This window comes from Sorangium sp. KYC3313 (assembly GCF_052075895.1).
GTDB lineage: Bacteria > Myxococcota_A > Polyangia > Polyangiales > Polyangiaceae > Sorangium > Sorangium cellulosum_B.
Genome location: NZ_CP197255.1, coordinates 5,936,118 through 5,961,380 on the forward strand (window position 1 = coordinate 5,936,118; position 25,263 = coordinate 5,961,380).

At 72.8% G+C, this 25,263-nt stretch carries 18 protein-coding genes; 9 read left to right on the plus strand and 9 right to left on the minus strand.

All coding sequences use genetic code 11. From position 1 onward, the window contains the following. Positions 1-79: 79 nt before the first annotated feature. Positions 80-904 (plus strand): GNAT family N-acetyltransferase, encoded by an 825-nt coding sequence (locus ACSRUE_RS23120; protein ID WP_441292897.1) that lies wholly within the window; start codon positions 80-82, stop codon positions 902-904. A 246-nt stretch (positions 905-1,150) separates the two neighbouring features. Here ACSRUE_RS23120 and ACSRUE_RS23125 read toward each other — a convergent pair whose 3' ends face one another. The 3 genes from ACSRUE_RS23125 to ACSRUE_RS23135 form a co-directional block, all read right to left on the minus strand. Then, the gene (locus ACSRUE_RS23125; RefSeq protein ID WP_441292898.1) at positions 1,151-3,304 is read right to left on the minus strand and encodes an anthranilate synthase component I; all 2,154 of its coding nucleotides are present in this window, start codon (positions 3,302-3,304) and stop codon (positions 1,151-1,153) included. Positions 3,305-3,395: 91 nt separating this feature from the next. After that, the gene (locus tag ACSRUE_RS23130) at positions 3,396-5,648 is read right to left on the minus strand and encodes a chorismate-binding protein (RefSeq protein WP_441292899.1); all 2,253 of its coding nucleotides are present in this window, start codon (positions 5,646-5,648) and stop codon (positions 3,396-3,398) included. A 97-nt stretch (positions 5,649-5,745) separates the two neighbouring features. Continuing rightward, complete coding sequence (locus ACSRUE_RS23135) at positions 5,746-7,026, minus strand: isochorismate synthase (RefSeq protein ID WP_441292900.1); 1,281 nt, start codon at positions 7,024-7,026, stop codon at positions 5,746-5,748. 708 nt (positions 7,027-7,734) lie between these two features. Between ACSRUE_RS23135 and ACSRUE_RS23140 the strand changes: the two genes are divergently transcribed. From ACSRUE_RS23140 to ACSRUE_RS23150, 3 genes are all read left to right on the plus strand, one after another. Continuing rightward, entirely contained in the window at positions 7,735-9,138 is a 1,404-nt protein-coding gene (locus tag ACSRUE_RS23140; RefSeq protein WP_441292901.1) for an ABC transporter substrate-binding protein, read from the plus strand. 116 nt (positions 9,139-9,254) lie between these two features. Then, positions 9,255-10,187 (plus strand): carbohydrate ABC transporter permease, encoded by a 933-nt coding sequence (locus tag ACSRUE_RS23145; protein WP_441292902.1) that lies wholly within the window; start codon positions 9,255-9,257, stop codon positions 10,185-10,187. Between the two features lies 1 nt (position 10,188). After that, positions 10,189-11,067, plus strand: coding sequence for a carbohydrate ABC transporter permease (locus ACSRUE_RS23150; protein ID WP_441292903.1), 879 nt, complete (start codon positions 10,189-10,191; stop codon positions 11,065-11,067). A gap of 28 nt (positions 11,068-11,095) precedes the next feature. Here the strand turns inward: ACSRUE_RS23150 and ACSRUE_RS23155 are convergent, their stop codons facing one another. From ACSRUE_RS23155 to ACSRUE_RS23165, 3 genes are read right to left on the minus strand one after another with little or no spacing between them, the layout of a single operon-like run. Then, complete coding sequence (locus ACSRUE_RS23155) at positions 11,096-11,632, minus strand: hypothetical protein (protein WP_437292931.1); 537 nt, start codon at positions 11,630-11,632, stop codon at positions 11,096-11,098. Further along, positions 11,629-12,336 (minus strand): DUF4166 domain-containing protein, encoded by a 708-nt coding sequence (locus ACSRUE_RS23160; protein WP_441292904.1) that lies wholly within the window; start codon positions 12,334-12,336, stop codon positions 11,629-11,631. The genes ACSRUE_RS23155 and ACSRUE_RS23160 overlap by 4 nt, the downstream gene beginning before the upstream one ends. Then, the gene (locus ACSRUE_RS23165) at positions 12,336-12,713 is read right to left on the minus strand and encodes a hypothetical protein (protein WP_437766375.1); all 378 of its coding nucleotides are present in this window, start codon (positions 12,711-12,713) and stop codon (positions 12,336-12,338) included. Before ACSRUE_RS23165 ends, ACSRUE_RS23160 begins: the two co-directional genes overlap by 1 nt. Before the next feature lie 367 nt (positions 12,714-13,080). Between ACSRUE_RS23165 and ACSRUE_RS23170 the strand changes: the two genes are divergently transcribed. From ACSRUE_RS23170 to ACSRUE_RS23190, 5 genes are all read left to right on the plus strand, one after another. After that, positions 13,081-14,160, plus strand: coding sequence for a hypothetical protein (locus ACSRUE_RS23170; protein ID WP_441292905.1), 1,080 nt, complete (start codon positions 13,081-13,083; stop codon positions 14,158-14,160). Positions 14,161-14,219: 59 nt separating this feature from the next. After that, positions 14,220-14,879 (plus strand): RNA polymerase sigma factor, encoded by a 660-nt coding sequence (locus ACSRUE_RS23175; protein WP_437766377.1) that lies wholly within the window; start codon positions 14,220-14,222, stop codon positions 14,877-14,879. Then, positions 14,876-16,051: a hypothetical protein gene (locus ACSRUE_RS23180; protein WP_441292906.1), complete on the plus strand. Its 1,176-nt coding sequence runs from the start codon at positions 14,876-14,878 to the stop codon at positions 16,049-16,051. Before ACSRUE_RS23175 ends, ACSRUE_RS23180 begins: the two co-directional genes overlap by 4 nt. A gap of 518 nt (positions 16,052-16,569) precedes the next feature. Further along, the gene (locus ACSRUE_RS23185) at positions 16,570-18,495 is read left to right on the plus strand and encodes a hypothetical protein (protein ID WP_441292907.1); all 1,926 of its coding nucleotides are present in this window, start codon (positions 16,570-16,572) and stop codon (positions 18,493-18,495) included. A 272-nt stretch (positions 18,496-18,767) separates the two neighbouring features. Continuing rightward, positions 18,768-19,397 carry a hypothetical protein gene (locus tag ACSRUE_RS23190; protein ID WP_441292908.1) on the plus strand — a complete coding sequence of 210 codons (630 nt, stop codon included), beginning with the start codon at positions 18,768-18,770 and terminating at the stop codon, positions 19,395-19,397. A 72-nt stretch (positions 19,398-19,469) separates the two neighbouring features. Here ACSRUE_RS23190 and ACSRUE_RS23195 read toward each other — a convergent pair whose 3' ends face one another. The 3 genes from ACSRUE_RS23195 to ACSRUE_RS23205 all read right to left on the minus strand — a co-directional run bounded on the left by ACSRUE_RS23195 (position 19,470) and on the right by ACSRUE_RS23205 (position 24,958). Then, the gene (locus ACSRUE_RS23195; RefSeq protein WP_441292909.1) at positions 19,470-24,380 is read right to left on the minus strand and encodes a translocation/assembly module TamB domain-containing protein; all 4,911 of its coding nucleotides are present in this window, start codon (positions 24,378-24,380) and stop codon (positions 19,470-19,472) included. Positions 24,381-24,385: 5 nt separating this feature from the next. Continuing rightward, on the minus strand, positions 24,386-24,727 hold the full coding sequence (locus ACSRUE_RS23200) for a hypothetical protein (RefSeq protein ID WP_441292910.1): 342 nt from the start codon (positions 24,725-24,727) through the stop codon (positions 24,386-24,388). 66 nt (positions 24,728-24,793) lie between these two features. Then, on the minus strand, positions 24,794-24,958 hold the full coding sequence (locus tag ACSRUE_RS23205) for a DUF1328 family protein (protein WP_012237660.1): 165 nt from the start codon (positions 24,956-24,958) through the stop codon (positions 24,794-24,796). Between the last annotated feature and the right edge of the window lie 305 nt (positions 24,959-25,263).

The following is a 25,263-nucleotide window of genomic DNA, read 5'->3' on the forward strand; positions in this document are numbered from 1 at the left end:
GGCGCAGACCGGGCCTCATCGGACTAGGATGGAGGACACCGTGTCACGCGAGCTCTGCTCGCACATGAGGTGCAAGTCCATGCCGAAGCTGTCGTACGCCGAGATCGCCCGGATCGAGGAGCGCCGGCTGGCGGTCGGCGTCGCCGCCGTGGTCGCCTGCGCGGAGCCCATCGCGGGCGGGTGGATGGCCTTTGATGGAGAGGGATCCTGGGGAAACTTCGCTGTCGGGCTCGGGCTCGATGGGCCTGTCTCCGGCGAGGAGCTCGATCACCTCGTGGCGTTCTACGCGGCGCGCGGCGTGGAGCCGCAGATACAGGTCTGCCCCTTCGCGCACGGATCGCTGGTGCGCGGCCTCGCCGATCGAGGGTTCGTGCTGCGCGAGTTCGAGAACGTGCTGGCGCGCGAGCTCGCGCCGGACGAGGACCCCCGCGCGCTGGCGTCGTATGGCGGCCCCGGGGAGCTGGAGATCGCGCGCATCGATCCGGGCGACGAGGCGCAGGTCCGGGTGTTCATCGAGATCGCGACGAGCGGCTTCCGGCCCGCGGACGCGCCGATCTCGCCGGTGCTCTTCGAGATCACGCGCCGCGTGGTCGCGCACCCCGGATGCGACTCGTACCTGGCGCTCGTGAACGGCGAGCCCGCCGGCGGCGGCAGCGTGGAGATCTCCGGCGAGGGCGCCGCGCTCTTCGGCGCCTCGGTGCTCCCCCGGTTCCGCGAGCGCGGCATCCAGCAGGCGCTCATCGCCCGCCGCCTGGAGCGGGTGCGCGAGCAGGGTCGCCTGCTGGCGTGCATCAGCGCGAGCCCCGGTATCCCCACGGAGCGCAACGCGATGCGGCTCGGCTTCTTCATGGCGTACAGCAAGGGGATCTTCACGCGGCGGGAGAGCCCAGAGGCGCCTGCCTGAGCCGCTCCCGGGCGCCCCGGGCCTCGTCGAGGGCGGCGTACATTTCAGGTGTGCAGCACTGTTCGTGCAGAACCGAAATGAACGCCCAGGACATCCATGCGAAATGCCCGACCCTGACGGAAGTACGCCGTGGCACGCCTCATGCTGATATTCCGGTTCAGCGTCGCTGGTGTGGCCTTTCCCCCCCCAAGGCCCCGGCGGCGCTTTTTCATTTCGCCGCCAGCGCCCCGCTCTACCGCTCGACCGTCACCGCCCGCCGCCTCGCTGCAGCTCGGTCACCGCGTTCCTCACGAGCCGGAGCCCCACGTTGTCGTCCTGCGACAGGATCGACTCCGGATGGAACTGAACGGCCGCGAGGGGCAGCTCCGTGTGCTCGATCGCCATCACGACCCCATCCTCGGTCTCGGCCGTGACCTTCAGCGACGCAGGGAGCGCGTCGCGCAACGCGTAGAGCGAGTGGTAGCGCCCCGCGCGGAACTCGCGCGGCAGCCCCTCGAAGAGGCGCCCGCCGAGCACGCGCACCTGCGAGGCCTTGCCGTGCATCGGGTAGTCGAGGACGCCGAGCTTGCCGCCGAAGTGCTCGACCATCCCCTGCAGGCCGAGGCAGACGCCGAAGACGGGCAGCCGGCGCTGGAGCAGCGCCGCGAGCGTGCCCGAGAGATCGAAATCGCTCGGCGTGCCAGGGCCGGGCGAGAGCACCACGAGGTCGGGAGCGTAGGCGTCGAGCTCCTCGTGAGGGAAGCCGGCGCGGAGCGTCATCACCTCGGCGCCCGTCTGCCGGAGGTAGTTGGCCAGCGTGTGCACGAAGGAGTCCTGGTGATCCACGAGGAGGACCTTGCGCGTGCCGCCAGGCACCGGGTGGATGGCCGCCGGAGGCGGCGTGGCGATGCCGCGAGGCCTCCGGATCGCGTCGAGGAGCGCCGACGCCTTCACCTGGGTCTCGCGCTCCTCCTCGTCGGGATCGGAGTCGAAGAGCAGCGTCGCGCCGACCCGGACCTGGGCCACGCCGTCCTTGACCCGGATCGTGCGCAGCGTGAGCCCCGTGTTCATGCTGCCGTCGAAGCCGACGATGCCGACCGCCGCCCCGTACCACGCGCGCGGCGAGCGCTCGTGATCCTCGATGAACTGCATGGCCCAGGCCTTCGGCGCCCCCGTGACCGTGACCGCCCACGTGTGCGCCAGGAACGCGTCGAGCGCGTCGAAGCCGTCGCGCAGGCGGCCCTCGATGTGATCGACCGTGTGGATCAGCCGCGAGTACATCTCGATCTGCCGGCGCCCGATCACCCGGACGCTCCCCGGCACGCAGATGCGGGACTTGTCGTTGCGATCGACGTCGGTGCACATCGTGAGCTCCGACTCGTCCTTCGCGGACGCCAGCAGGCGCGCGATCTGCGCGGCGTCGGCGAGCGGGTCGCTGCCGCGCGGGATCGTGCCCGAGATGGGGCAGGTCTCGACGCGATTGCCCTCGACGCGGACGTACATCTCGGGCGAGGCGCCGATCAGGTACTCGGCGTTGCCGAGGTTCATCAGGAAGCCGTAGGGCGCCGGGTTGCGCTCGCGCAGGCGGTAAAACAGCTCGGTGGGCGCGACCGGGCACGGCTCGTGGAGCGTCTGCCCCGGCACGACCTCGAAGAGATCGCCCCGCTTGAAGGACTCGCGCGCCAGCCGGACGAGCTCGGCGTACTCGCCGGGCGCGTACTCGTTCTGGGGCGCGCGGTCGGCGCCGACGTAGGCGTGCGTCGCGCCCTCGCGCGGCAGCCCTTCGGTCGAGCGATCGCCGAACTTCAGCTCGTAGCGCGTGCGCGTCGCGCGCTCGCGGCGGTGGTCGACGGCGATGATCTCGTCGGGGAGGTAGAGGACGAGATCCCGCTGATCCGCCGGGCGCTCCAGGCGGAGGCGGATGGGCTCGAACTGGAAGGCGAGATCGTACGCGAACGCGCCGTAGAGCCCGAAGAGCGGGTCGCCGGGCACCCCGAAGAGCTCGATGAGCCGGCGCAGCACCGAGAAGATGGACGGCTGCCGGCTGCGCAGCTCCTCCGGCACCCGCTCGCCCGGCGGCCGGACCGCGCCGGCGACCTCGTCGGCGCGCCGCTCGAGGGCCGCGACCGCGTCGAGATCACGGAGGGCCTCGTCGATCGCCGGCAGCAGCACGCGCCCGCGCTCGTTCAGCGCGGTGAACCGGAAGTCGCGGCCCCGGGAGACGAGCACGAGCGGCGGATCGACGAAGCCGATGTCCCAGCGCGTGTACCGGCCCGGGACCTCGTAGCTGGACGCCAGGACCACGCCGAGGTGGCTGTCGAGCGCCTCGACGATGGGCTGGATGGCGCCGTCGACGGCGAGGTCCTCGACCGTCCGCTGCACCGCGACGCCCCTCCGTGTAATGTTGCTCTCTCGTTTCACGACCGCGTCTCCTTGTGTACGATGAGTATACGCGGTGCGGCATGAACGCCGTACCGGCATCTTCGCCGCGTGCGTCGTTCCGTCGGGCGCGTCATCCGCGCTGCGCGCTCGTGGCGCGCGCGTCCCGCGCGGGCGCACGGCCCCCGTCCGCGGCGCGCTCCGCGAGGTAGATGGCGCGGAGCAGGGGGAAGCTCTTGACGAGGACCTCCTCGTACTCGGCCTCCGCGCTCGACTCCGCGACCACCGCGCCGCCGCTGCCGAAGCTGAGCCCCCGGCCGTCGGCGACGAGGGTCCGTATGGCGATGTTCATGTCCATGGGGCCCTCGTACGCGAGGTACCCGATCGAGCCCGTGTACACGCCCCGCGTGCGCCGCTCCAGCGCGTCGATGATCGAGATCGTCCGGTGCTTCGGCGCGCCGGTGATGGACCCGCCGGGGAAGCACGCCTCGAGCGCGTCGAGCGCGCCCTTCCCCTCGCGCAGCGCGCCCGTGACCACCGAGGAGAGCTGGAGCAGGGTCGCGTGCTCCGTGATCCGCTGGAGCGCCTCGACGTCGATCGAGCCCACGGCGCAGACGCGGCTGAGGTCGTTGCGGACGAGGTCGGTGATCATGAGGAGCTCGGAGCGGTCCTTGTCGCTGGTCGCGAGATCGCGGCGCAGGGCCAGGGTCTCTTTCTCGGTGGCGCCCTTCGGCCGCGTCCCCTTGATGGGCTCGCTGCGCACCCGCCGCCCCCGGTCGACCGCCAGGAACCGCTCCGGCGAGGACGAGAGCACCGCGCCCTCCGGCAGCCTGAGGAACGCCGAGAACTGCGCGGGGTTCGTGCGGCGCAGGACGCGGTAGAGGGCGAACGGATCCAGCGAGGTCGCCACGTGGAACTCGTTCGTGAGGCACACCTCGTACGTCTCGCCCTCGCGGATCTCGCGGAGGATGGCCCCGATGGCGTCGAGGTGCTCCCGGCGCGAGAGGCGCGGCGCGTGCGCGATCCGGTCGGCGAAGCCCTCCGGGACGGGCGGCAGGAGCGGCTCCGAGAGCGCCGGGAGGCCGTGGAGGCGCGCCGCGATCTCGTCCAGCCACGGTCCGGACGGGGGCGACGCAGGCTCGTCGGCGTCGATCGCGTCGATCGCGTCGATCGCGTCGATCGCGTCGATCGCGTCGATCGCGTCGATCGCGTCGATCGCGTCGATCGCGTCGATCGCGCACGCGTACACCGTGCGCTCGACGTGGTCGAAGGCCAGGAGCCGCCGCGCGATCATCATCGCGCTGTCCGGGAGCGCGCGGCGCGGGTGGGCGGACGCGCCGAAGCCGAGGTGCTCCTTGAGCTCGTAGCCGAGGTAGCCCACGAGACCACCGGTGAAGTGGAAGGGCAGGTCGCTCGGATCGACCGACACCGACGCGAGCTCCCGCCGGAGCGCGGCGAACGGGCTCCCCTCGGACGTGGTCGAGGTGGGGACGCCCCCGGGGCCGCCGGCGCTCCACCGCGTCACGGCGGCCCCGCGGCTCTCGATGGCCTCGGTCGCGCTCCCCATGAACGAGAAGCGCCCGTCACGGCCGGTCGCGCTCGAGTCGAGCCAGAAAGCGTAAGGGGCCGCGGCGAAGAGCCCGGCGAAGGCCCGCTCGGGATCGACCCACGGGAGCCGGAGGTGACGCACGCGCCCGCGTCGCCGCGCGCCCGCCGGCGCGCAACCGCCCAGCGCGCCCGCGGAGAGGCCCGGCGCGCGTGGGCTCCGGCGGAGCGCCGCGCCCCTCCTGTCGCGCGGCGTGCTCATGGCGATATTTCTGAAGTTGCTGATGATCCTCTTGCCGTGCTCGGTGCCGATCGACTCGGGGTGAAACTGCACGCCGTAGAACGGCCGGTCCTTGATCTTGAGGGCCATGATGAGCCCGTCGCCTCGCGTGCGCGCGGTCACCTGGATCTCCGCCGGCAGCTCGCCGTCGCCGACGATGAGCGAGTGGTAGCGGACCACCTGGAACGGGCTGGGCACGCCCTCGAAGAGCCCGGCGCCGTCGTGCTCGATCTCAACGACCTTGCCGTGCATGACCCGCGGGGCGTGCTGGACGCGCCCGCCGAAGCGCGCCGCGAGCCCCTGGTGGCCAAGGCAGACGCCGAGGATCGGCGTCCCGGCGAGGGCCTCGATCACCTCGGCGCAGACGCCGAAATCGGCCCGCCGCTCCGGGCGGCCGGGGCCGGGCGAGATGACGATGCTGTCGAGCTCCAGGCCCTCGATCTCGGCGAGCGAGAGGCTGTCGTTCTTGACGATGATCGGCTCCTCGCCGCTCACCTCCCAGAGGTACTGCCCGAGGATGTGGGTGTACGAGTCGTAGTTGTCGATGAGGAGTGTCTTCACGGCGAAGCTCGCCTCGGGGCCCGCATCGAGGCCGTCGATGCAGGCGAGCCGGCGCGGATCCCGGCTCGGGTGAGGCGCCCCGGCGGCGGGCGCGGCATCAGGGGCGGATGATGGCCGCGAGCATGGCCTGGAGCTTGAGCTGCGTCTCGACCAGCTCGGCCTCCGGGCTCGAGCCCGCGACGACCCCGACGCCCGCGACCATCCGCGCGCGCGCGCCGTCGACCGTGGCGCTGCGGATGCCGATGAACCAGTCGCCGTCGCCGCGGGCGTCGACCCAGCCCACGAGCCCCGCGTAGAGCCCGCGCCGGATGCCCTCGTGCGCGCCCAGCCAGGCCTCCGCCGCCTGGCGCGGCGTGCCGCACACGGCGGGCGTCGGGTGAAGCCGCGCGGCGAGCGTGAGGGCGTCCGGCGCCGCCTCCGCGAGCTGGCCGTGGATCGGGGTGCCGAGGTGCATCACGTTGCGCAGGCTCAGGATCGACGGCTCGCTGGGGACCTCGAGCGACGCGCACTCGGGCGCGAGCGCGGCGGCCACGGCGTCGACCACGAAGCGGTGCTCGCGCTGGTCCTTGGCCGAGCGCCGCAGGACCTCGGCGAACCGGCGGTCGGCGTCGACGTCGGCGGAGACCGCGTAGGTGCCGGCGAGGGGGTGCGAGGAGACGGCGCGCCCGCGGCGCGAGAGCAGGAGCTCGGGGCTCGCGCCGAGGAAGCCGTCGACGTGGAAGATCGCGCACGAGGGGTAGAGCGCGGTCAGGCGGCGCAGGACCTCCTCGACGACGATGGGGCGGTTCGCCTCGACGTCGACCGCGCGGGCCAGCACGACCTTGGAGAGGGCCCCCTGCTGGATGTCGGCCACCGCGCGCGCGACGCGCCCGCACCACTCCTCGTGCGGGAGCGCCGAGCGGAGCGTGAAGCTGTCGGGCGAGCGCCGGTGGCCCTCGGCCCGCTCCAGGTGCGGCGCCGGGGCGGCGCCCTCGCCGATGGTCGTGACCCACGCGGTCCCGTCGGGGGCCGCGCCGACGATCTGGGCCGGCACGACGAGCGCGGCCGGCTCCGTCCGGTCGAACGGCAGGGCGCCGAGCGCCACCGGGCCGCAGCCCGGGCGTCCCACGGCGTCGGGGGCCTCGATCGACGCGAGCGCCTCCTTCACCCACGCCACGCCGCCCTCGATGCCGTGCGGCAGCTCCAGGCGGGCGGCGACCCCGTGCGCGACCAGCTGGGTGCCGGGATGCAGCCAGACGCGCGCGCCGTCTCCCATGAGCGACGAAATGCCGCCGGGCAGCTTCGCGAGCGTGTCGGCGTCGAGCCGGAAGGTGCGGGCGACGAGCCGCGCCGCCTGGCGGGGGGCGTCGGCCGAGGAGGAGAACGTCAGGGGAGTCATGCACCGCCGTGCGCAGGCCGGTTCGGGCTCGTCCTGCTCGGCAGGACCAGCCTGGAGCCAGCAGGCCACGAGCCCGCGGCACCGTGCCGGATCGCGAGCGCCGGCCACGCAGCGTCGGCTCTACCGCCTCCGGAAAGGCTCCGCAAGCGCAAAGCAGCCCACGTTCAGGGCGCGCGCGACGCGCGTCTACCGCTGAATCTCCGCTGAAATTGCGCTTCCAGGCGAGGTGGTGGCGTCGGCGCGCGGGCGCGCACGCATTGCGCGCGCTCTCTCCGCGCGACGCAAGCGCATCGCGCTTCGTCTCCCCTCATCTCGCCGCCAGCGCGCGTCGTGTTGCGTCTCGCCGCCAGCGCTGGTGTCGCGTCTCGCCCCAGCGCGCATCGCGCTTCGCGCCTTCGCCATGGGCTGTGTGCGGCGCGCCGCGCGCCGCCTGCTGTGCTGCGCTGCCAGCGATCAGCGATCAGCGAGCAGCGAGCAGAGCCGTGCCGAGCGGCGCGCGCTCCGTCCCGTCTGTGATCGACGGCTCTTTCCTGGGCTTTTTATCCCTGGAGAGGCGGCACGATCGCTTGCCCCCGAGCGCGCATCTGGTCGATGCTGCCGCGGGCACTCGCCCTTCGGGGCGCGGGCGTGAGCGGCGCATCTCGATAGCTCTGCCGGCCACCGGGAATGCGAAAATCCTCCAGAACAGAGCTCAGAAAGGATCCTGCGATGGACCCCACTCGGCAGCATGATCTCCGCGCATGGCGAACCGCAGCGCTGCTCCTCTTCGTCGTCGGGCTGTGCGCCTGCCGCGGAGACAAGAGCCCGCCAGCCCGCGAGAACCCCCCTGGAGCCGCCGCCACGACGGCGGCCGCGGTGTCGGAGGCGCCGGGCGAGAAGGCGATCAAGGCGCAGCCCCCCGCCGTGCCGAACGCCGCCGAGGCGAAGCGATACGCCGGCAGCAAGCTCAAGTATTACAGCGAGCCGGTGGGCGTGGGCGCCGAGCTCGACAGGGTGATGATCCAGCAGTTCAAGAAGGACACCGGCATCGAGGTGACGATCATCCCCCGTCCCAAGGACGCGACCGAGACCTACTCCGTCTACCAGCGCCTCTTCCAGGCGCAATCCGGGGACATCGACGTCATGATGCTGGACGTCATCTGGCCCGGCGCCTTCGCGCCGAACCTCGTCGATCTGAGCGAGAAGCTCGGCGAGGCGGCGAAGCAGCACGTCGAGAGCATCGTCCAGAACAACACGGTCGACGGCAAGCTCGTGGCGATGCCGTGGTTCACCGACTTCGGGCTGCTCTACTACCGCACCGATCTTCTGGAGAAGTACGGGTATCAGAAGCCGCCGGAGACGTGGGACGAGCTGGAGCAGATGGCGAAGAAGATCCAGGACGGCGAGCGGGCGGCGAGCCCGAACTTCCTCGGCTTCGTCTGGCAGGGCAAGGCCTACGAGGGGCTGACCTGCAACGCGCTGGAGTGGATCGCCTCCCACGGCGGCGGCGCGATCATCGAGGAGGGCAAGATCACCGTGAACAACCCGCAAGCCCAGAAGGCGCTCGCGCGCGCCAGGGGCTGGGTGGGCTCGATCTCCTCCGCCGGCGTGACGAGCTACGAGGAAGAGGACGCGCGCAACGCGTTCCAGGGCGGCAACGCCGCCTTCATGCGCAACTGGCCTTATGCCTACGCGGCGGGCAACGCCGAGCGGTCGCCGATCAAGGGCAAGTTCGCGGCGGGCCCGCTGCCGCACGAGCCCGGACAGAAGAGCGCGGGCACCATCGGCGGATGGCAGCTCGCGGTGTCGAAGTTCTCGCCGAACAAGGACGCGGCGATCGAGCTCGTCCGCTACATGACGAGCCCCGAGGCGCAGCGGTTCCGCGCGACCGCGGGCTCCTTCCTCCCGACGATCCGATCGGTGCAGCAGGACCCGGAGGTGGTGAAGTCGCTGCCCTTCCTGGCGAGCGCGAAGGACATCGCGCTCGTGCCGCGCCCCTCGAACAGCACCGGCGCCCGGTACAACGAGGCGTCGATCGCCTTCTTCCAGGGGGTGAGCCAGGTCCTGCAGGGCAAGGAGCCGAAGGCGGTGCTCGGGCAGGTGGAGCAGCGGCTCACGCGCGCGCTTCGCTGACGCCGCACACCGCACGCCGCCCTCGCGCGCCTCTCCCTACCGGTGGCGCGGCGCGCGGCGCGCGGCGCGGCCCACGAGATCTCCCGGCCACACCACCTCGCGAGAACGGATATCCCATGAGCATGCCGGCGAACCCAGCGGCCACGAGCGCGGCGGCTCCTTCCGACCACCCGTCGCTCGACGCGCGGCGACAGCGGCGCGCCTGGCTGTTCCTCCTGCCGACGCTCGCGGTCGTCGCGTTCATCGCCCTCTACCCCCTCGCCGAGACGTTCTACCTGAGCTTCACGAACGCGCGCCTCGGCACCGGGGAGCCGGCCAGGATCATCGGGGCGCAGAACTACGTCGATCTCGTGCAGGACAGCTACTTCCACGACGCGGTCCTGCTCACGGTGCTCTTCACGGTCGTCACCGTGCTCGGCGAGCTCGTCCTCGGGCTCGGCGTCGCGCTCGTCGTCGACTCCCGGTTCAAGGGGCGCTCGGCGGTGCGCGCGGCCATGCTCATCCCCTGGGCCATACCGACCGTCATCTCGGCCCAGATGTGGAAGTGGATGTACAACGACGTCTACGGCGTCTTCAACGACCTGCTCGTCAACCAGCTCGGCGTCCTGGACCGCAACGTCGCCTTCCTCGCCGATCCTGCGGTGTCGTTCTGGGCCGTGGCGCTCATCGACGTCTGGAAGACGACGCCGTTCATGGCGCTCCTCCTCCTCGCCGGGCTGCAGCTCATCCCGCACGATCTCTACGAGGCCGCGCGGGTCGACGGCGCGACGGCGCTCCAGCAGTTCACCCGGATCACGCTGCCGCTCCTCAGGCCCGCGATGCTGGTCGCGCTCATCTTCCGCACGCTCGACGCGCTCCGGGTGTTCGACGTCTTCTTCGTCATGTTCGGCAACCGGCCGGACATGCAGACCATGGCGACGTACGCCCAGCAGACCCTCGTCAGCGTCTCGAACATCGGCTACGGCTCGGCGATCTCGGTCGCGCTCTTCCTCATCATCGCGGTGTTCATCGTGATCTATCTCGCGGTGTTCCGCGCCGAGGAGGTGTGAGATGAGCGGCGCTTCGCGCGGCGCAGAGCGGCGCCGTTCGCTGGGACAGGGCGCCTTGCGGGTCCTGCTCTACCTGCTCGTCGCCGCGGTGCTCGTGTTCACCGTCTTCCCGTTCGTCTGGGCGTTCGTCTCCTCCATCAAGCCCGACGACGAGCTCTTCACGACCCCGGTCCGCTACTGGCCGGGCCGGGCGACGCTCGACAACTACCGCCTCGTGCTGGCGAACGGCGAGTTCCAGACGGCGCTCCTGAACAGCGTGATCGTCGCCGCCTCGGTCACCGCGGTGTCGCTCGCCGTGGGCTCGCTGGCCGCCTACGCGCTGGGGAGGTTCCGCTTCCGCGGGCGCAGCCTCGTGCTCTACGTGGTCCTGGGGATGACCATCTTTCCGCAGATCGCCGTCCTCGGCGCCCTGTTCCAGATGATCAACTTCTTCAAGCTGTACAACCAGCTCCCCGCGCTGATCCTGACGTACCTCATCTTCACGCTCCCCTTCACGGTGTGGGTGCTCACCGGCTTCATGAAGGCGATCCCGCGCGAGATCGAGGAGGCGGCCTACGTCGACGGCGCGACGCACTGGCAGGTGTTCACCCGGGTCATGCTGCCGCTCTCGGTCCCCGGGATGGCGACGACGGGCATCCTCGCCTTCATCGCCGCCTGGAACGAGTTCCTGTTCGCGCTCTCCTTCACCCAGACGCCGGACAAGCGCACCGTGACCTACGCGATCCAGGCGTTCTCGACGACGAGCAGCGGGCTCTACGAGATCCCCTGGGGGCAGACCATGGCGGCCTCCATCGTCGTGACCGTGCCGCTCGTGGTGCTGACGCTGGTCTTCCAGCGGCGGATCCTCGCGGGGCTCACGGCGGGCGCGGTGAAGGGCTGAAGGCGCGCCGGGCGGCGCGGGCGGCGGCTCACGCGCGCCCCCACGGGAAGCGCAGCCAGCGAGGCCCGCAGGCGGCGCCGAGGTCGCGCAGCCCCGAGAGCAGCACGCCTGCGGCCATGAGCGGCAGGATCACGCGGAGCGAGAGCGGCGCGTCCCAGCGGGAAAAGCCGGTGGGGCCGCGCGCCCAGCGCCAGATCTCGGGGACGAGGTGGGCGAGCGCGCCGCCGTAAATGATGCCCATCACGGCGTGCATCACCCGCTCTCCCGGGTAGACGCCGCCGAGCGGCCTCCGGACCGTGTCCTCGACGACGAAATCGCGGAGCGTGATCGCGATCTCCGCCAGGAGCAGCGCCGCGAGGGCCCACGCGGCGAGCCCCTCCCAGCGCACGAACGGCAAGGAGGCGAAGAGCACCGCGTACAGGAGATCGCGCGCGCCGTGGAGGACGAGCTCGGGCGCCGTGCCCGGCACGCCGCCGGGCAGGCGCGCCCGCCACTCGTGGTAATAGAGCGTGTCGAAGGCGCCGAGCGCGCCCTGCACGGCGAGGAGCACGAGCGCCGTGATCACGCGCGGGGCTCCGGCGCACGGGGCTCCGGCGCTGGCAACGCGGTCGGTTCCGGCGTGGACCCGCCGGCGCGCGCAGGGGGCGCCTCGCCGCCCGCCTCGTTCGCCACGCGCCCCTCGTACGCGACGAGCAGCCCGGCGACCGGCGCGAAGATCCGCACGTCGACGTGGACCTCGTCCTGGAGCGGGCCGGCCCGCCCCTCGATCCGCGGGGCGAGCCACCGGGGCAGCGGCAGGCCGAGGCGGCGGAGCCCGAGCGTCGACCGCACCTGCTCGAACACGAGCGCTCCGCCCTCGGCGCGGAGCCGGAACCAGCACTGGACGAGGCCGAGCCCCTCCACCAGGAAATCACCCGCGCGCCACTGCGAGGAGAAGAGCGGGCGAACCCCGAAGGTGCGGAGCCACCGCTCGCCGTCGCCCGCCGGCTCGACGGCGAGCGTCACGGCCACGTCCTCGGCCGCCTCCGGCATGCGCAGCAGGCCGGCGACCAGGCGCGCCGCGAGCCCCCGGCCGCGCCGCACGCGGAAGCGACCGCGAGCGCGCACGCCGCCCGCGTGGAGGCGCTGCACCGGCGGCGCGAGCGCGGCCCACGCGGCGCCGAGGAGGGCAGGGTAGAGAGCAGGCGCTGGAACACCCCGCGCGGCGCTCGAGCGGGACGCGGGATCTCCCCTGGGTCGAGCGTCCTGCTCCCCGGCCGCGTCGGGCATCAGGCGTCCTCTGGGAGCATCTCGCGCGGCACCGCAGGGCTCCTCGGGGCGACGGCCGCGTCGGCGAGATCGCGGATCTTGAGGATGATCGTGTCGTCTGCGTCGCTCCGCGTCTCCTCGCAGTACGACCGGATCTGCCAGAGCAGCTTGCGGGTGCGCCGCAGCTCGAAGACGAGCCATCGGGTCTCCGGCTTCGCCTCCTGGGGGTGGCGCTCCAGCTCGACCTCGATCTCGCGGATGCGCTCCTCGATCTGCTCTCCGGTCGGGAGGATGCGGCCGTTTCCGTGACAGTCCTTGCACAGATAGGGGCCGGAGTCCGTGTTGATCTCGCCTTCGCCATAACAGCTTGCACACGTCACCAGCTCGTAGGAGTTCATGGGGCGCACTCTATCCGATCCTGTGCCGTGCTCGCGACCGGCGTCGCCGTCGTTGCGTCGGTCGCGCGTCGCGCCACGGGCGCGGCGGCGTCGTGCTCTCCGGCGTGGCAGGGGGCGACGCCTCCGCCATGGAACGCGCGCCGTCGCGACCGGCGCCTCCCGCAGGCGCCGGGGGCCTGGCCGTCTGGCTGTCTCGCCCTCGCGGCGATTTCGCCCAAGGCCACAGGGCTCTGCGCGTCCTAATTCCGCTTGCGCCGTTCCTTGCGGTAATGGGAGGCATCCTGTGACCTGCCCTCATCCCTCGCGTCGGGGCGTGCTGTGCGTCCTGGCCGTGTGCGCCTTTTCCCTCGGTTGGCCGAGCGTCGTCGTGGCCGCCCCGCTCCCGCGGCTCGCGGTCCAGCGGGCGCCCGCTGCAGCCGACTGCCCGGACGCGCCGTCGCTCGCCATCGCGGTCGAACGCGTGATGGAGAGGCGGGCTCTCGACCCCGTGGGCACCGCCGGCGCTCCCGCGGGCGCCGGCGACACGCCGGCGAACGCGGGCGGCGCCCCTCCCGGCGACACGCCGGCGAACGCGGGCGGCGCCCCTCCTCCCGGCGACACGCCGGCGAACGCGGATGGGGCAGCCGAGCTCGAGGTCCGCTTTCTCCGCGATGGCGCCACCTACACCGCCGTCCTTCAGGCAGGTGGTCGCACCCGGCAGCTCTCGTCCGAGGTAGGGGCGTCCTGCGGCGAGCTCGTCGAGGCGGTGGCGCTGACCATCGCCATCCTGCTCGACAGCGATCCGCCCGCGCCGGCTCCTGTCGCGCCTGCGCCCGCGCCAGCCCCGGCCCCTGTCGCGCCCGCGGCGGCTCCTGCTCCTGTCGTGCCCGCGCCGCCGCGTCCTCCGCCACGGGCGGCGCGCGGGGACGTCTCGATGGAGCTCGGCGCCGCGCAGACCGTGGGCATGCTGGATCCCTTCCGGGCGGCCGCGATGGCCGATGTCTCCCTGCGGCGCCGCGCGTGGTCCGCAGGCGTCGGTGGGGTATGGCTGCCCCCCCAGGACACCGAGCTCGCGCCGGGCGTCGTCTCCCTCGGGCTCGCCGCCGCCACGGCGCGCGGCTGCGCGACGATCGGCGGCGATCTCGACGGCCTCCGGCTCTCGGCCTGCGCGGCGGCGATGCTGGGCGCCGTTTACGGCTCAGGCAAGGGGTTCGCCCCGGACCGCGAGGCCTCCGCGCCCTGGTTCGCCCTCGGCGGCTCGGCCGTCGCGGAAGGAACCCTCCTCGGCTCCAGCGCGCTGGGCTGGTCCGCGCGCGCGACGCTCCTCGCGCCGGTCGCGCGTGCGCGCTTCACGGTCGAGCGCCGCGCGGGCGGCGAGGCCGGCGCGCCCCTGACGCAGGAGGTGGCGCTCGACCCCTCCCCGGTCGGGCTGCTCGTCGGCCTGAGCGCCCGCGTGTCGATTTTTTGATGGCGAGCCACGGGACCCGCCACGGAGGTGATGGGCATGGCGAGAAGCGGCAGGACAGGATGACCTTCGGAGAGGTCTATGCGCAGCACTTCCGGTTCGTGTGGCGGTCGCTGCGACGCCTCGGCGTGCCCGAGAGCGACGTCGCCGACGCGGTCCAGGACGTGTTCCTGGTCGTCCATCGGCGGTTGTCCGGATTCGAGGGTCGGTCGAAGATTACAACCTGGCTATACAGTATCTGCTTTCACGCCGCCCGTGACCGGCGGAAGCTCGCGCATATGAGGCGGCGCGCTCACGACGACGAGCCGCTGCTCGACTGCGCCGACGACCGGGCCGACGTTGGCGCGGAGGCGGAGCGGCGGCAGGCGATCACGCTGCTCGAGGCGATCCTCGACGAGCTGCCCCTCGAGCAGCGCGCCGTGTTCACGCTCTTCGAGCTCGACGGCATGGGCGGCGAGGAGGTCGCCGAGCTGCTCGACGTCCCGCTGGGGACCGTCTACTCGCGCCTCCGCCTCGCCCGCGATGCGTTTCGCCGCGCCGTCGCGCGCCTGAAGGCGCGCGACGAGTTCCACGTGGGCGGGCCCCGGGTCATGCGGTCGCAGCCCGTGTTGAAGGCGGCCGTCGAGGCCGCGCCGGTGCCCGAGGGGCATCCCTCGGTCGTCCTTCCGCTGCCGGAGGTGGAGCGGCAACCCGTCTGGAAGCGCGCGGGAGGGGAGCGATGAGCGATCCGGTGCGCTGGCTCGACGCCGAGGCGAACGCGCTCGAGATGGAGCGCGAGCTCCTGCGCGCAGCGCCGTCGGCGGACCCGCCCGACGGGGCGCAGGAGCAAGTGTGGGCCGCGATGGCCGCGCAGATCGGCCTCGCCGGAGCCGCCGCGCTCGGAGGGGCTCAAGGCGCCGCGGGAGGGGCGCTCCCGGCGAACGTGGGTGGCACGGCGAGCGCGGGCGGCGCGGCGAGCGTGGGCGGCGCGGCGAGCGCGGGTGGCGCGGCGAGCGTGGCCGCGGGCGCTGGCGAGATCGCCGCGGCCGTGTCCGCGGGCAAGGTGGTGTCCGCTGCGGCGGGCGCCGGCGCTGCCGGCTCGGTGGTCACCGGCGGCGTGGCCGCAGCGGCGGGCGCTGCGGGTATCCTGAAGGCGATGCTGTTCGGCGCCGCCTGCGGGGGCCTGATCGTCGCCGGCTATGTCGTCGTGGCCCCGTCGAGCGAGGCGCCGCCGGCTCGGATCGTCGAGACCGCAGAGGTCGTCGCGACGCCGGCATCCGGGCCAGTTCCTCTGCCTGCGGATCGTGGGCCTGCCGCGCAGGCCGAGCCGCGGCCTGTCGAGCCGCCGCCTGTCGAGCCGCCGCGGCCTGTCGAGCTGGCGCCGCCTGCCGAGCCGCCGCCGCATGTCGAGGCGCCGCTGCGATCGAGGCCGCTTCCGCCGGCCGAGGCACCACTGCCGGACAGGTCACCCGCGCGGACCGGCTCCCGCGCGGCCGCGACGCCCGCGAGCCCGGGCGCGCCGCTATCGGAGCGCGCCGCGAGCGCGTCGCCCGCGGCTGGGGCGGACGTCCTCGAAGCGGCGCCCGTGCCGGAGGCGACGGGCGCTGCGGTCGGCGCGGAGGGCGCGTCCAGCCCGGCGCTGCGGGAGAGCCGGCTGCGCGAGGAGCTGACGCTCCTCGGCGACGCGCGCGCGGCGCTCCGGCGCGGCGACGCCGCCGGTGCGCTGAGGATCGCAGAGCAGGCGCGGCTCCGCTTCCCCGGCGGCGCGCTGGCGCAGGAGCGCGAGGCGCTCACCATCGAGGCGCTCTGGCAGAGCGGCGATCGCGCGTCGGCCGCGCAGCGCGCGTCGGCGTTCCTCCTCGCCTATCCGTCGAGCCCGCACGTCCCTCGCCTCCGCTCCTTCACCACTCACTAGACCGAGGGGCAGAAGTCCTGACAGGGATCTGCCTCGCGAGCCGAGCGAGAGTTCAACGCAAAGACGCCAAGACGCAAATACGCAAAAATGCACGAGAATTTTCTCTTTTTGCGCCTTGGCGCCTTTGCGTTGAATTCTCTCTCTGCGGACTTCTGGTGGACGGCAGTTGAGCGGAGCGCTCCCGCTTCGGAGACGGACCCATCTCTACGCTTTCGGTGCTCAGCGCGCTTGAGTGCGCTTCCGCGCCGAAAACGCCGATCTGGGCCCGTCTCCTGTGCGGGAGAGCCCCGCTCTGCGATCTGCGGGGGACGATCCGGGGGGAGGGGCGTGAACGGGGGCTGTCCGCGTCGTTTGGGGCCAGGTGGCTTTTTTGAAATGGGAAGCGGAGCGGGCGTCCCTTCACGTTTGGTCACTGCCGGTGTTGGACGGCGCGTCACGGCACCGCGCAAGGAGGAATTATGTCTTCGAGGCTATCAAGAGCACTGTCGCCCTTTCTCGTTCTGAGCGCCGTCTCGCTCGTGGCATGTCAAGTCGACGTCTCCCTCGGCGGGCCCGGCGGGAGCTCCAGCTCCAGCTCGGGAATCGGCGGCAGCGATGGTACCGGGGGTAGCGGCGGCAGCGGTGTTACCGGGGGTGGCGGCGGCAGCGATGGTACTGGGGGTGGCGTCTGGACCCCGCCGGAGTTCACGCCGGACAAGGTCGATCTCCTCTTCGTGGTCGATAACTCCGTCTCGATGGCGGACAAGCAGGAAGTGATGCGCCTGGCGCTCGCCGACTTCGTCGATGGCTTGGCCAACCCGCTCTGCGTGGATCCGACCGGTGTTGCTCCGGGCGTCCGGCCTCCGAGCGGGTTGAGCGCATGCCCCGCTGGCACGTTGCGCGTGCGCACCCCGGTGCAGGACATGCACATCGGCGTCATCAGCAGCAGCCTCGGCGGCCACGGGTCGAGCGCCTGCAGTCCGGCCGCGTCCCCTTCGACCGCCGACATGGCCCGCCTCCTCGCGCGCTCCGACCCGTCGACGGGGGTGAACGACCTGCCGACCTACCAGGACAAGGGCTTCCTCGTGTGGGACCCGACCGGAAGCCACGTCCCCGCGGGAGACTCCGATCCGGTGGCGCTCGCCGGGAAGCTCGGCGACATCGTGCAAGGGGTCGGGCAAGCCGGGTGCGGCTTCGAGGCGCCGCTGGAGAGCTTCTATCGCTTCCTCGTCGATCCCGAGCCGTACGCGACGATCGGTCTCGTGAACGACAGCGCCGAACCGGCAGGGATCGACAGGACGCTCCTGGCGCAGCGGAAGGCCTTCCTCCGGCCGGACTCGCTCCTGCTCATCGTGATGCTCTCCGACGAGAACGACTGCTCGATCAGGGACGAAGGCAAGAACTACCTCGTCGCCGAGGTGGGACAGGGCTTCAGGTTGTGGCGGCCGCGGAGCGAGTGCGCCACCGACCCGAACGATCCGTGCTGCAGGTCCTGCTCCCAGAAACAGGATGGTTGCCCCAGCGATCCGGCCTGCACCGGCCCTGATGGCAACGACGCCAGGCTCACCGCGGCGGAAGACCCGGTGAACAGCCGGTGCTGGGACCAGAAGCGCCGCTTCGGATTCGACTTCCTCTACCCGGTCGACCGATACACCCGGGCGCTCACGGAGCCCATGGTGGTGTCGAGGAGCGGAGAGCTCGTGCCGAACCCGATCTTCTCGGATCTGGACCCGAGCGACGACAACATCCGGACCCGAGGGCCGCAGCACGTCATGTTCACCGGCATCGTCGGCGTGCCGTGGCAGGACCTCGCGCGCCAGAACGCGATCGGCGAGCCCGATCTCCTGGGCGGCCTGAACCAGTTCGGCCAGTCGGTCGGCGGGCTCAAGAGCGCCGCCGAGCTCGCCGACCCGCCGTCCGGCACGACCCTCAGCAGCACCTGGGAAGCTGTCCTCGGCGATCCGGCGAACTACATCCTGCCCGCGGATCCGCTCATGATCGAGTCGGCGGCGCCCCGCTCGGGCGAGAACCCGATCACCGGTGAGCCGCTCGTCCACCCGAACGTCTCGGGCTGGAACGCGATCAACGGCCGTGAGTACACGATCCCGGAGGGGAGCACTGGAGATCTCCAGTACGCCTGCATCTTCCCCCTCTTCGAGGAGCGCAACTGCGACGGTACGGCCCAGTCGTGCGATTGCAGGGAGATCGCCGGCTGGCGCAGCAACAGCCCGCTGTGCAAGCCGGAAGGCGCGAACAATCCGGGGGACTTCGGGGCGCGTTCCACGATTCAGGACCACGCCAAGGCCTATCCCGGCCTCCGCGAGCTGCAGCTGATCCGGAGCCTGGGGGAGCGCGGGGTCGCAGGGTCGATCTGCCCGGCGCAGCTGGCCGACACCTCGTCGCCTGACTACGGCTATCGGCCGATCATGAACGCCGTGCTCGACCGGCTCTCCACCGCCCTCTGACGCGCCGACGCCTCCATCGACGCAACCCGCCCAGGGGCGGCGCGCGGAATGCATACAATGCATACGCCGCCCCTGGGCTCGCGGAGGAGACGACCTCCACGCGCGCCCGCAGGCCCTCCCGTCAAGCCGCTGGCACAACCGCGACACAGCAAGACACCGCGATCGCGGTGCCCGCGACGAGGATCGCGCGCTCCGCCCGAATTGCGTCCGCTTCCCGTGGCACCGAAGCTGCTTCATGGTGGGGTTCGGACAAACGCAACGCGGAGGTTCTGATGCGCCACAAAGGGATGGGTCTCTTGCTGATCGTGATCGGGCTCGTGGGCTGCCAGAGGGACGGCGGCGGCGACACCGGAGGGCCGCCGGATCCGCCCGGATCAGAGACGTGCGGCGGGTTCCTCGGGACCGCTTGTCCCGACGGGCTCGCCTGCGTCGACGATCCGAGCGACGATTGCGACCCCGAGCACGGCGGCGCGGACTGTCCCGGCGTGTGCGTCGAGGACCCGCCGACGACGATGTGCGGGGGATTCGCGGGTTTCCCGTGTCCCGACGGGCTCGAGTGCATCGACGATCCGAGCGACGACTGCGACCCGGAGCGCGGCGGGGCGGACTGCGGCGGCATCTGCGTGGAGCCGGCGCCCAAGCCGCCGTTTTGTGGGGGGTTCGCGGGGATCGAGTGCCCCGAGGGGCTCGTGTGCATCGACGATCCGAGCGACGACTGCGACCCGAAGCACGGCGGGGCGGACTGCGGCGGCATCTGCGTGGTGCCCGAGCCACGGCCGCAGGCGTGCGGCGGCATCACGGCGCGCCCGTGCCCCGAGGGGCTCACCTGCATCGACGATCCGGGCGACGACTGCAGCCCGCCGATCGGCGCCGACTGCGGCGGCATCTGCGTCGCGCGCTGAGCCGGCGCAACCGGTGTCGAGGGGGGCGCGCCGCCCTGACGACGAACGAGCGCGCCCGCAGCGCGACGGCGCTCAGTAGCGGTGCTTCCAGAGCAGGTCGAGGCTCGTCGCCGGGTTCGCTCCGGTGGCCATCGCCGCCCGCAGGGACCAGTCGCGGCGGAAGCGCCACTCGAGGCTCACCTCGGTGCGCGCCTGCGCGCCGGTGTTGCCGCCCCCGGACCCTGGCCCCTGTCCTTGCCCCGTCGGCCCCGCCTCGTAGGTCGCGCTCGCGGTCACCTGCTGCCCCAGCTGGTAGCCCACGGTCGTCTTCAGCGCGCCTTCTTCGGTCGTGCCCAGCCTCGTCTCGAAGTTCCGGAGCGGACCGATGCTCTGGAGGATCATGTTGATCTGCGCGGACGCGATCCCGGTCCCCACGCTGGCCGCGACCCCGCCGGCGGCGCTGCCGCCGCCCGACCCGGGTTGCGCGGTGGACGTGCCGCCCGCCAGCGTCCCTTCCGCGAACTCCCTGCCGAGCAGGAGCTCGGCGATCACCTCGTTCTCCGGGCGCGGCGGCTCCGAACGGAAGGTGATCTTGTCCTCGGTGATCGGGTTGAGCTGCCCCACATAGTCGATGAAGATGCGCGTCCCCTCCGGCGTGTCGTGGTACGCCCTCACGTTCAGGAACGGGTTCGACGGATCCCCCTGCAGGGCGACCACGCCAGGCTCGATCTCGAACTCCTTGCCGAGCACCTCGAGCCTGCCCGACACGATGTTCACGTTGCCCCGGATCTCGGTCTCTCCCGCGATCTTGATGCGGAGGGGGTGCGCCCGATCCCCCGACAGCGAGGCCCGCACCATGTCGCCCTCGACGCCGATCCTGCCGAGGTGGACCTCCATGGTGATCGGCGTGCCGCCCGCGCTCCCCTTCGCCTGCTCCGGCGGCTCGGCCGGCGCTCGGCGCGCCTCGTAGTCCTGCTGGCTGAGCGGCGCCGACGTCGTGATGGTCGGGTTCTCGCCGAGGGGCTGTACGCTCCGCCCGATCGTGGGCGGCAGCGTCAGATCGAGCGAGGGCACGTCGACGCGGACGGCGATCTCCTCGGCCCGCTTCTCCGCCGCGAGCGCCACCCGGCCGCGCACCTCGCCCATCGGGACGCCCTCCAGCGCGATCGGGAGGGCCCGGCCGCTGGGGATCGAGAGCTCGGCGCGGGCGTTCCGGAATGCGAGCCCTTCCATCTGGAGGGTCGCGTTCCCGCGGATCTGGCCGTTGCCTGCGTCGGCGCGGAGGTCGTCGACGCGGAGCTCGCCGGAGGGGCTCGCGGCGACGCGGAACGAGGCGTTCTCGAACGGCTGGCCGATCGTGGCCACCTGGACGACGCCGTCCTCGAGGCGCATCTCGCCGGAGAAGCCCGCCTGCGCGCCGAGCCCGAGCCGCACCTCGCCGTCGAGCATGCCGTCGAGCCGGTTCACCGAGCCCTGCACGAACGGCTCCAGCGCCCTCAGGCGGAAGCGATCGACCGCGAGCGACACCGAGGCGTTCCTGTCGTCGGTGAGCGTCGGGATCACGTTCGCCTCCCACACCATGGGCGCCTCGGCCTTGGCCTCGAGCCGGCCGCCGTCGCGCCCCTCGAGCCGCACGCTGGCCACGGCCGCGGTGCGCCCCGCGCCGCCCGGCGGCCCGATGTCGAGCGACGCCTCGGCGGTCTCGTACCGCGTGTCGGGGCCGAGCGTGAGGCCCGGGAACTGAAGGTGCGCCCTGACCTCGGGCGCGGCCTCGAACAGCCCGCGCACGGAGATCTCGCCGCGCGCCTCGCCGCCGATCTGCATGTCGGCGAGGACGGGGACCTCCGCGAGCGGCAGATCCGCGATCTTCGCCTCGAGGCTGCCGTTGCTGAAGCGCCGAGCGGAAGGGACCCCGCCGAGGAGGGCGGCGGCGTCCGCGCCCAGCTTCGCCTTCGCCGTCAGGTAGGTGATCGGTCCGCGGAACGCGTACGCGTCGAGCGCGGCGTCGCGCCCGTCATAGACGAGCAGCGTGTCGAGCCGGACCTTCCCGAAGAGCGAGGGGCCGGCCGTGCCGCTCACGTTCGTGGCCATCGCGCGGGCCACGAGCCGGGGCTCGGCGAGCTTTCCCGCGAAGTACACGTCGAGCCCCGCGGAGCCGGAGAGCACCGGCGTCCGCTGCCCGAAGGCGGCAAGCTCGGCGAGATCGTTGAGCCGGCGGCGCGGCACGCGGAGGTGCGCGGCGATCGACGTCCGCGGGAGCGCCGCGGCCGGATCGGCGAGGAGCGCCGGCAGATCGGCGTCGAGCGCGGCCGAGAGCTCCGCCACGAGCTGGCGATCGAACACCGACAGCGTGACGTGGGCGTCGCCGGTCTTCGCGTCGAGATCCCCCGCGATCCGCGTGTCGAGCTTCCTCGACACCCACGCCGGCGCGCCGGTCTTTGCGTCGATCGGCCCGGCCGCGCGCAGGCCCTCCGTGCGGACAAGGAGGCTCCGCACCGACGGGAGCCGCTCTCCCGCCTCGCGCGCCACCGCGAGGCGCGCGGTGAGCCGGCCCGCGAGCTCGCTCAGCGCGAGCGGGACCGGCGACACCTGCGCCAGGCACCCGAGCTGCCAGGCGTCGGCGTCCATGCGGGCCGAGCCGGTGACGGTCTGCCATGTGCGCGCCGAGAGGAGCGGCCCGCGCAGCCTCGCCGCGCTCCCGTCGACAAGCACGCGCGCGATGGCGCCGTGGCACTCCGGCGGGGGTGGCGCCTTCTGCTGCGGCGCCGCGTCGAAGGCCGTGGTCAACGTCGGGTCGGGCGTCGCGCCCCGGCGCTGGGCCTCCCGCGCCTGCGCGGGCGGCGCGAGCAGCCGGACCAGGCCGTCCGCCTTCAGCGCCTCCCCGTCGAGGCGCGCCGTCACGTTCATCGAGAGCCGAGGCGCCACGCCCGGGACCGAGCCGTCCTCGAGCTCGATCTGGACGCGCCCCGCGCGGCGCGCCCCCCGGCCGTGCACCGACACGTCGAGGTTGGCGAGGCCTCCTATCCCGCGCGGCGCGCCGGTGATGTCGGCGATGCGCGCGAGGTCGATCGCGGTGCCGCGGAGGTCGCCCTCGATCTCGTCCCCGGCGAGCGAGAGGCTCCCCTCGATTTCCCCCACGCCGTCGCCCCGCAGCGCGAGCCCGCGGAGGGCGATTCCGCGGTCCCACGCGACGCGGGCGGCCTGCGCGGTCACCTCGTCCTCCCCGCGCGCCACCTCCACGCGGAGCTGCCGCGCCTCGCTCCGCGGCAGATCGAGGCGGGCCGAGGCCGTGATCCGGCGCTCCGCGCTGGCCAGCGACACGCGGACGTGCGGCGCCGTGACGGGCCCCGCGGCGCTCGCCGCCACGCTGCGGAACGCGTACTGCTGGGCGCGGAGGTCGGCTCCGCGGAACACGCCGTCGATCGTGAGCTTGTCGAGCGGCCCCCTGGCCTTGGCCCGGACCTCGCCGCGCCCGAGCTGCAGATCGGACCCGACGCGGAGCCCGGCGACGCGCACGGTCGCCCTGGCGTCGAGCGCCTCGTCCCTGAGCGCTCCCTCGACGTGGAGCGCGGCGCTGCCGTGGATGCCGCGCGGGACGCGCTGCACCGCGCTGAGCGACGGGATCTCGCTCTGCGCCGCGAACTCGATCACCCCCTCCTTCGAGCGGGTGACGCTGGCCTCGATGGGCGCGCCGGGCTCGTGGATCGTCGCCGCGGCCCGCAGCGCGCCGCGCTCGAGGGTCGCGCGCGTCTCGGTCGCCGGCACGCGCTGCCCCGCGACGACGAACGGCTCCGTCCTGGCCTCGGCGACGATGCGCGGCCCGCCCTCCTCGTCGAGGTGGATCTCCCCTCGGGCCTCCGCGCTCACCCGCGCGGCGGGCGCTGCCCCGACGAAGGCGCGCGGGTCGAGCTCCGAGATCCGCACCTCGGCGGTGATGCGCTTCGGATCGAGCGCGTCGAGCCGGGCGCTGGCGGTGACCTCGCCGGTCACGGCGTCGCTCGCGACGAGCGGAGCGAGGACCGCGACGCGCGCCGTGACGGCCAGGTCCGAGAGCGCTCCGTCGGCCGTCACCAGCACCGAGAGCGGCCGGGCGAGCGGCGCGCTCGGATCGATCGCGAGGGCTGCCTCGGGCGTCACGCGCGCGGACGAGACCCGCGCCGTGAGGCGCTCGTCCTTCAGGGTCCCCTCGGCCGTGAGCGGGATCGCGCCGACGCTCCCTTCGAGCTTCGCGGTGAGCTCCATCGGCGCGTCCGCGGGCACGCTGACGCTCCCGGAGATGCTGGTCGCCTCGACCGGGACCGGCAGCAGGCGCCGCTCCGTGATGCGCACGCGCTCGAGCGCGTACCGGCTCCGGTCCGCGACGACGACGCCGCCGGCGAGGTCCTCGATCGTCGCGTCGATGGGGCTCCCTGGCGCGACGGTGCCGTGGACCGCCGCGCGATCGAGCACGACGCGCGACAGCTCGAGGCGGAGCGGCCGCGCAGGCTCGGCGGGCGGCTCCTCCGGCGGCGTCGGCGTGAACGCCTCGGCCAGGGTGAGCGCGCCTTGCTCGTCCTGCTCGAGCAGCACGTCCGCGTCCGCGACCCGGACGAGCGGGATCGTGACGGCGAGGTCGCCGTCGCCGAGGAGGAGCTCCGTCGCGATCGAGAGCGCGTTGAAGTCCGCGTGGACGCCGCTGACGCGCAGGAGCTCGGTTCCGTTCGGGTGGCTCACCGTCACCCTGGAGATGTCGGCGGTGAAGAGGCCGAGGCGGTCGACGTGCTCGATCTCGATCCGCCCCTCGAGGGTGGACCGCAGGGTGTCGTTGACGAGCTGCCTTATCAGGTTGCGGGTCGACCCGGCGTTCAGGTGGATGACGGCGCCGACCGCCGCCGCGGCGACGAAGACGCCGCCCAGGCCGATCACGCTGGCCGACACCGCGGCCGCGCGGGCCAGCGCCCGGCGAAAGCGGCCTTGCCGGACGCCGGCGCCGGGCGCGGGAGGGACGGCGGGAGTCTCTGGCATATCGCCTAGGGATCGCTCCGAGCGTGCGGGAAATCGTGGCCGGGGACCTCGTGAGGCGGCGGCGCCGGGATCTCCTGCGTGGGCGCGGGCGCAGGCACCTCGGGCTGGTGCCTCGTCCCCGGATCTCCTCCGGGCTGCGCCGTCCCCGGGAGCTGGATCTCGCGGTCCGGCGACGTGCGACCGGGCGAGCCGGGGGTCGCCGGCGTCGCTGGCGTCGCCGGCGTCGCCGGCGTCGCTGGCGTCGCTGGCGTCTCGCCGGGGGGGCTCGCCGCCGGCTGCGGCGCGCCGGGCTTCCAGGGTTCACCGTTCGGCGCGATGTTCGGCGTGCTGTTCAACGTGCTGTTCAACGTACCGTTCCTCTCACCGTTCCGCGGTTGCGACGCGTTCTTCATGGCCTCCTCCCTGTCTCCGGATCATGCCGGCATGCGGCGCCCGAGCGCGAGCGAAATCACGGCGAGCACCAGGAACGCGACGAACAGGATCTTCGCGATCGACGCGGCGCTGGCGGCGATCCCGCCGAAGCCGAAGATTGCGGCGATGATCGCGATGATGAAGAAGGTGACAGTCCAGCCGAGCATGATGTCCTCCAAGGGGGTCTCAGGGGTCGATCCGTTGTCTTCGTGGGGACGACCTCAACGTGGTTCCTGACGGCGGCTGTTCGCCGCGGTTCCTTGCTGTTCCCTGACGTGGCCAGTTGCAGCCCCCGTGCCGCCCGGCGGCAGAGGCTGTCGGCCGGCGCGTTCTCCGCGGCGCGAGGCGGGCAGCGCCGAGATCGGCCCAGCCGCTTCCGTCCGGGCGCGCGTGCGGCGCCTCGTGCCTGGGGCAAGATGCCTCGATCGTGACAGGGTGGACCCGCGCGTGCGCGGGGCGCGGAACAGGGGCC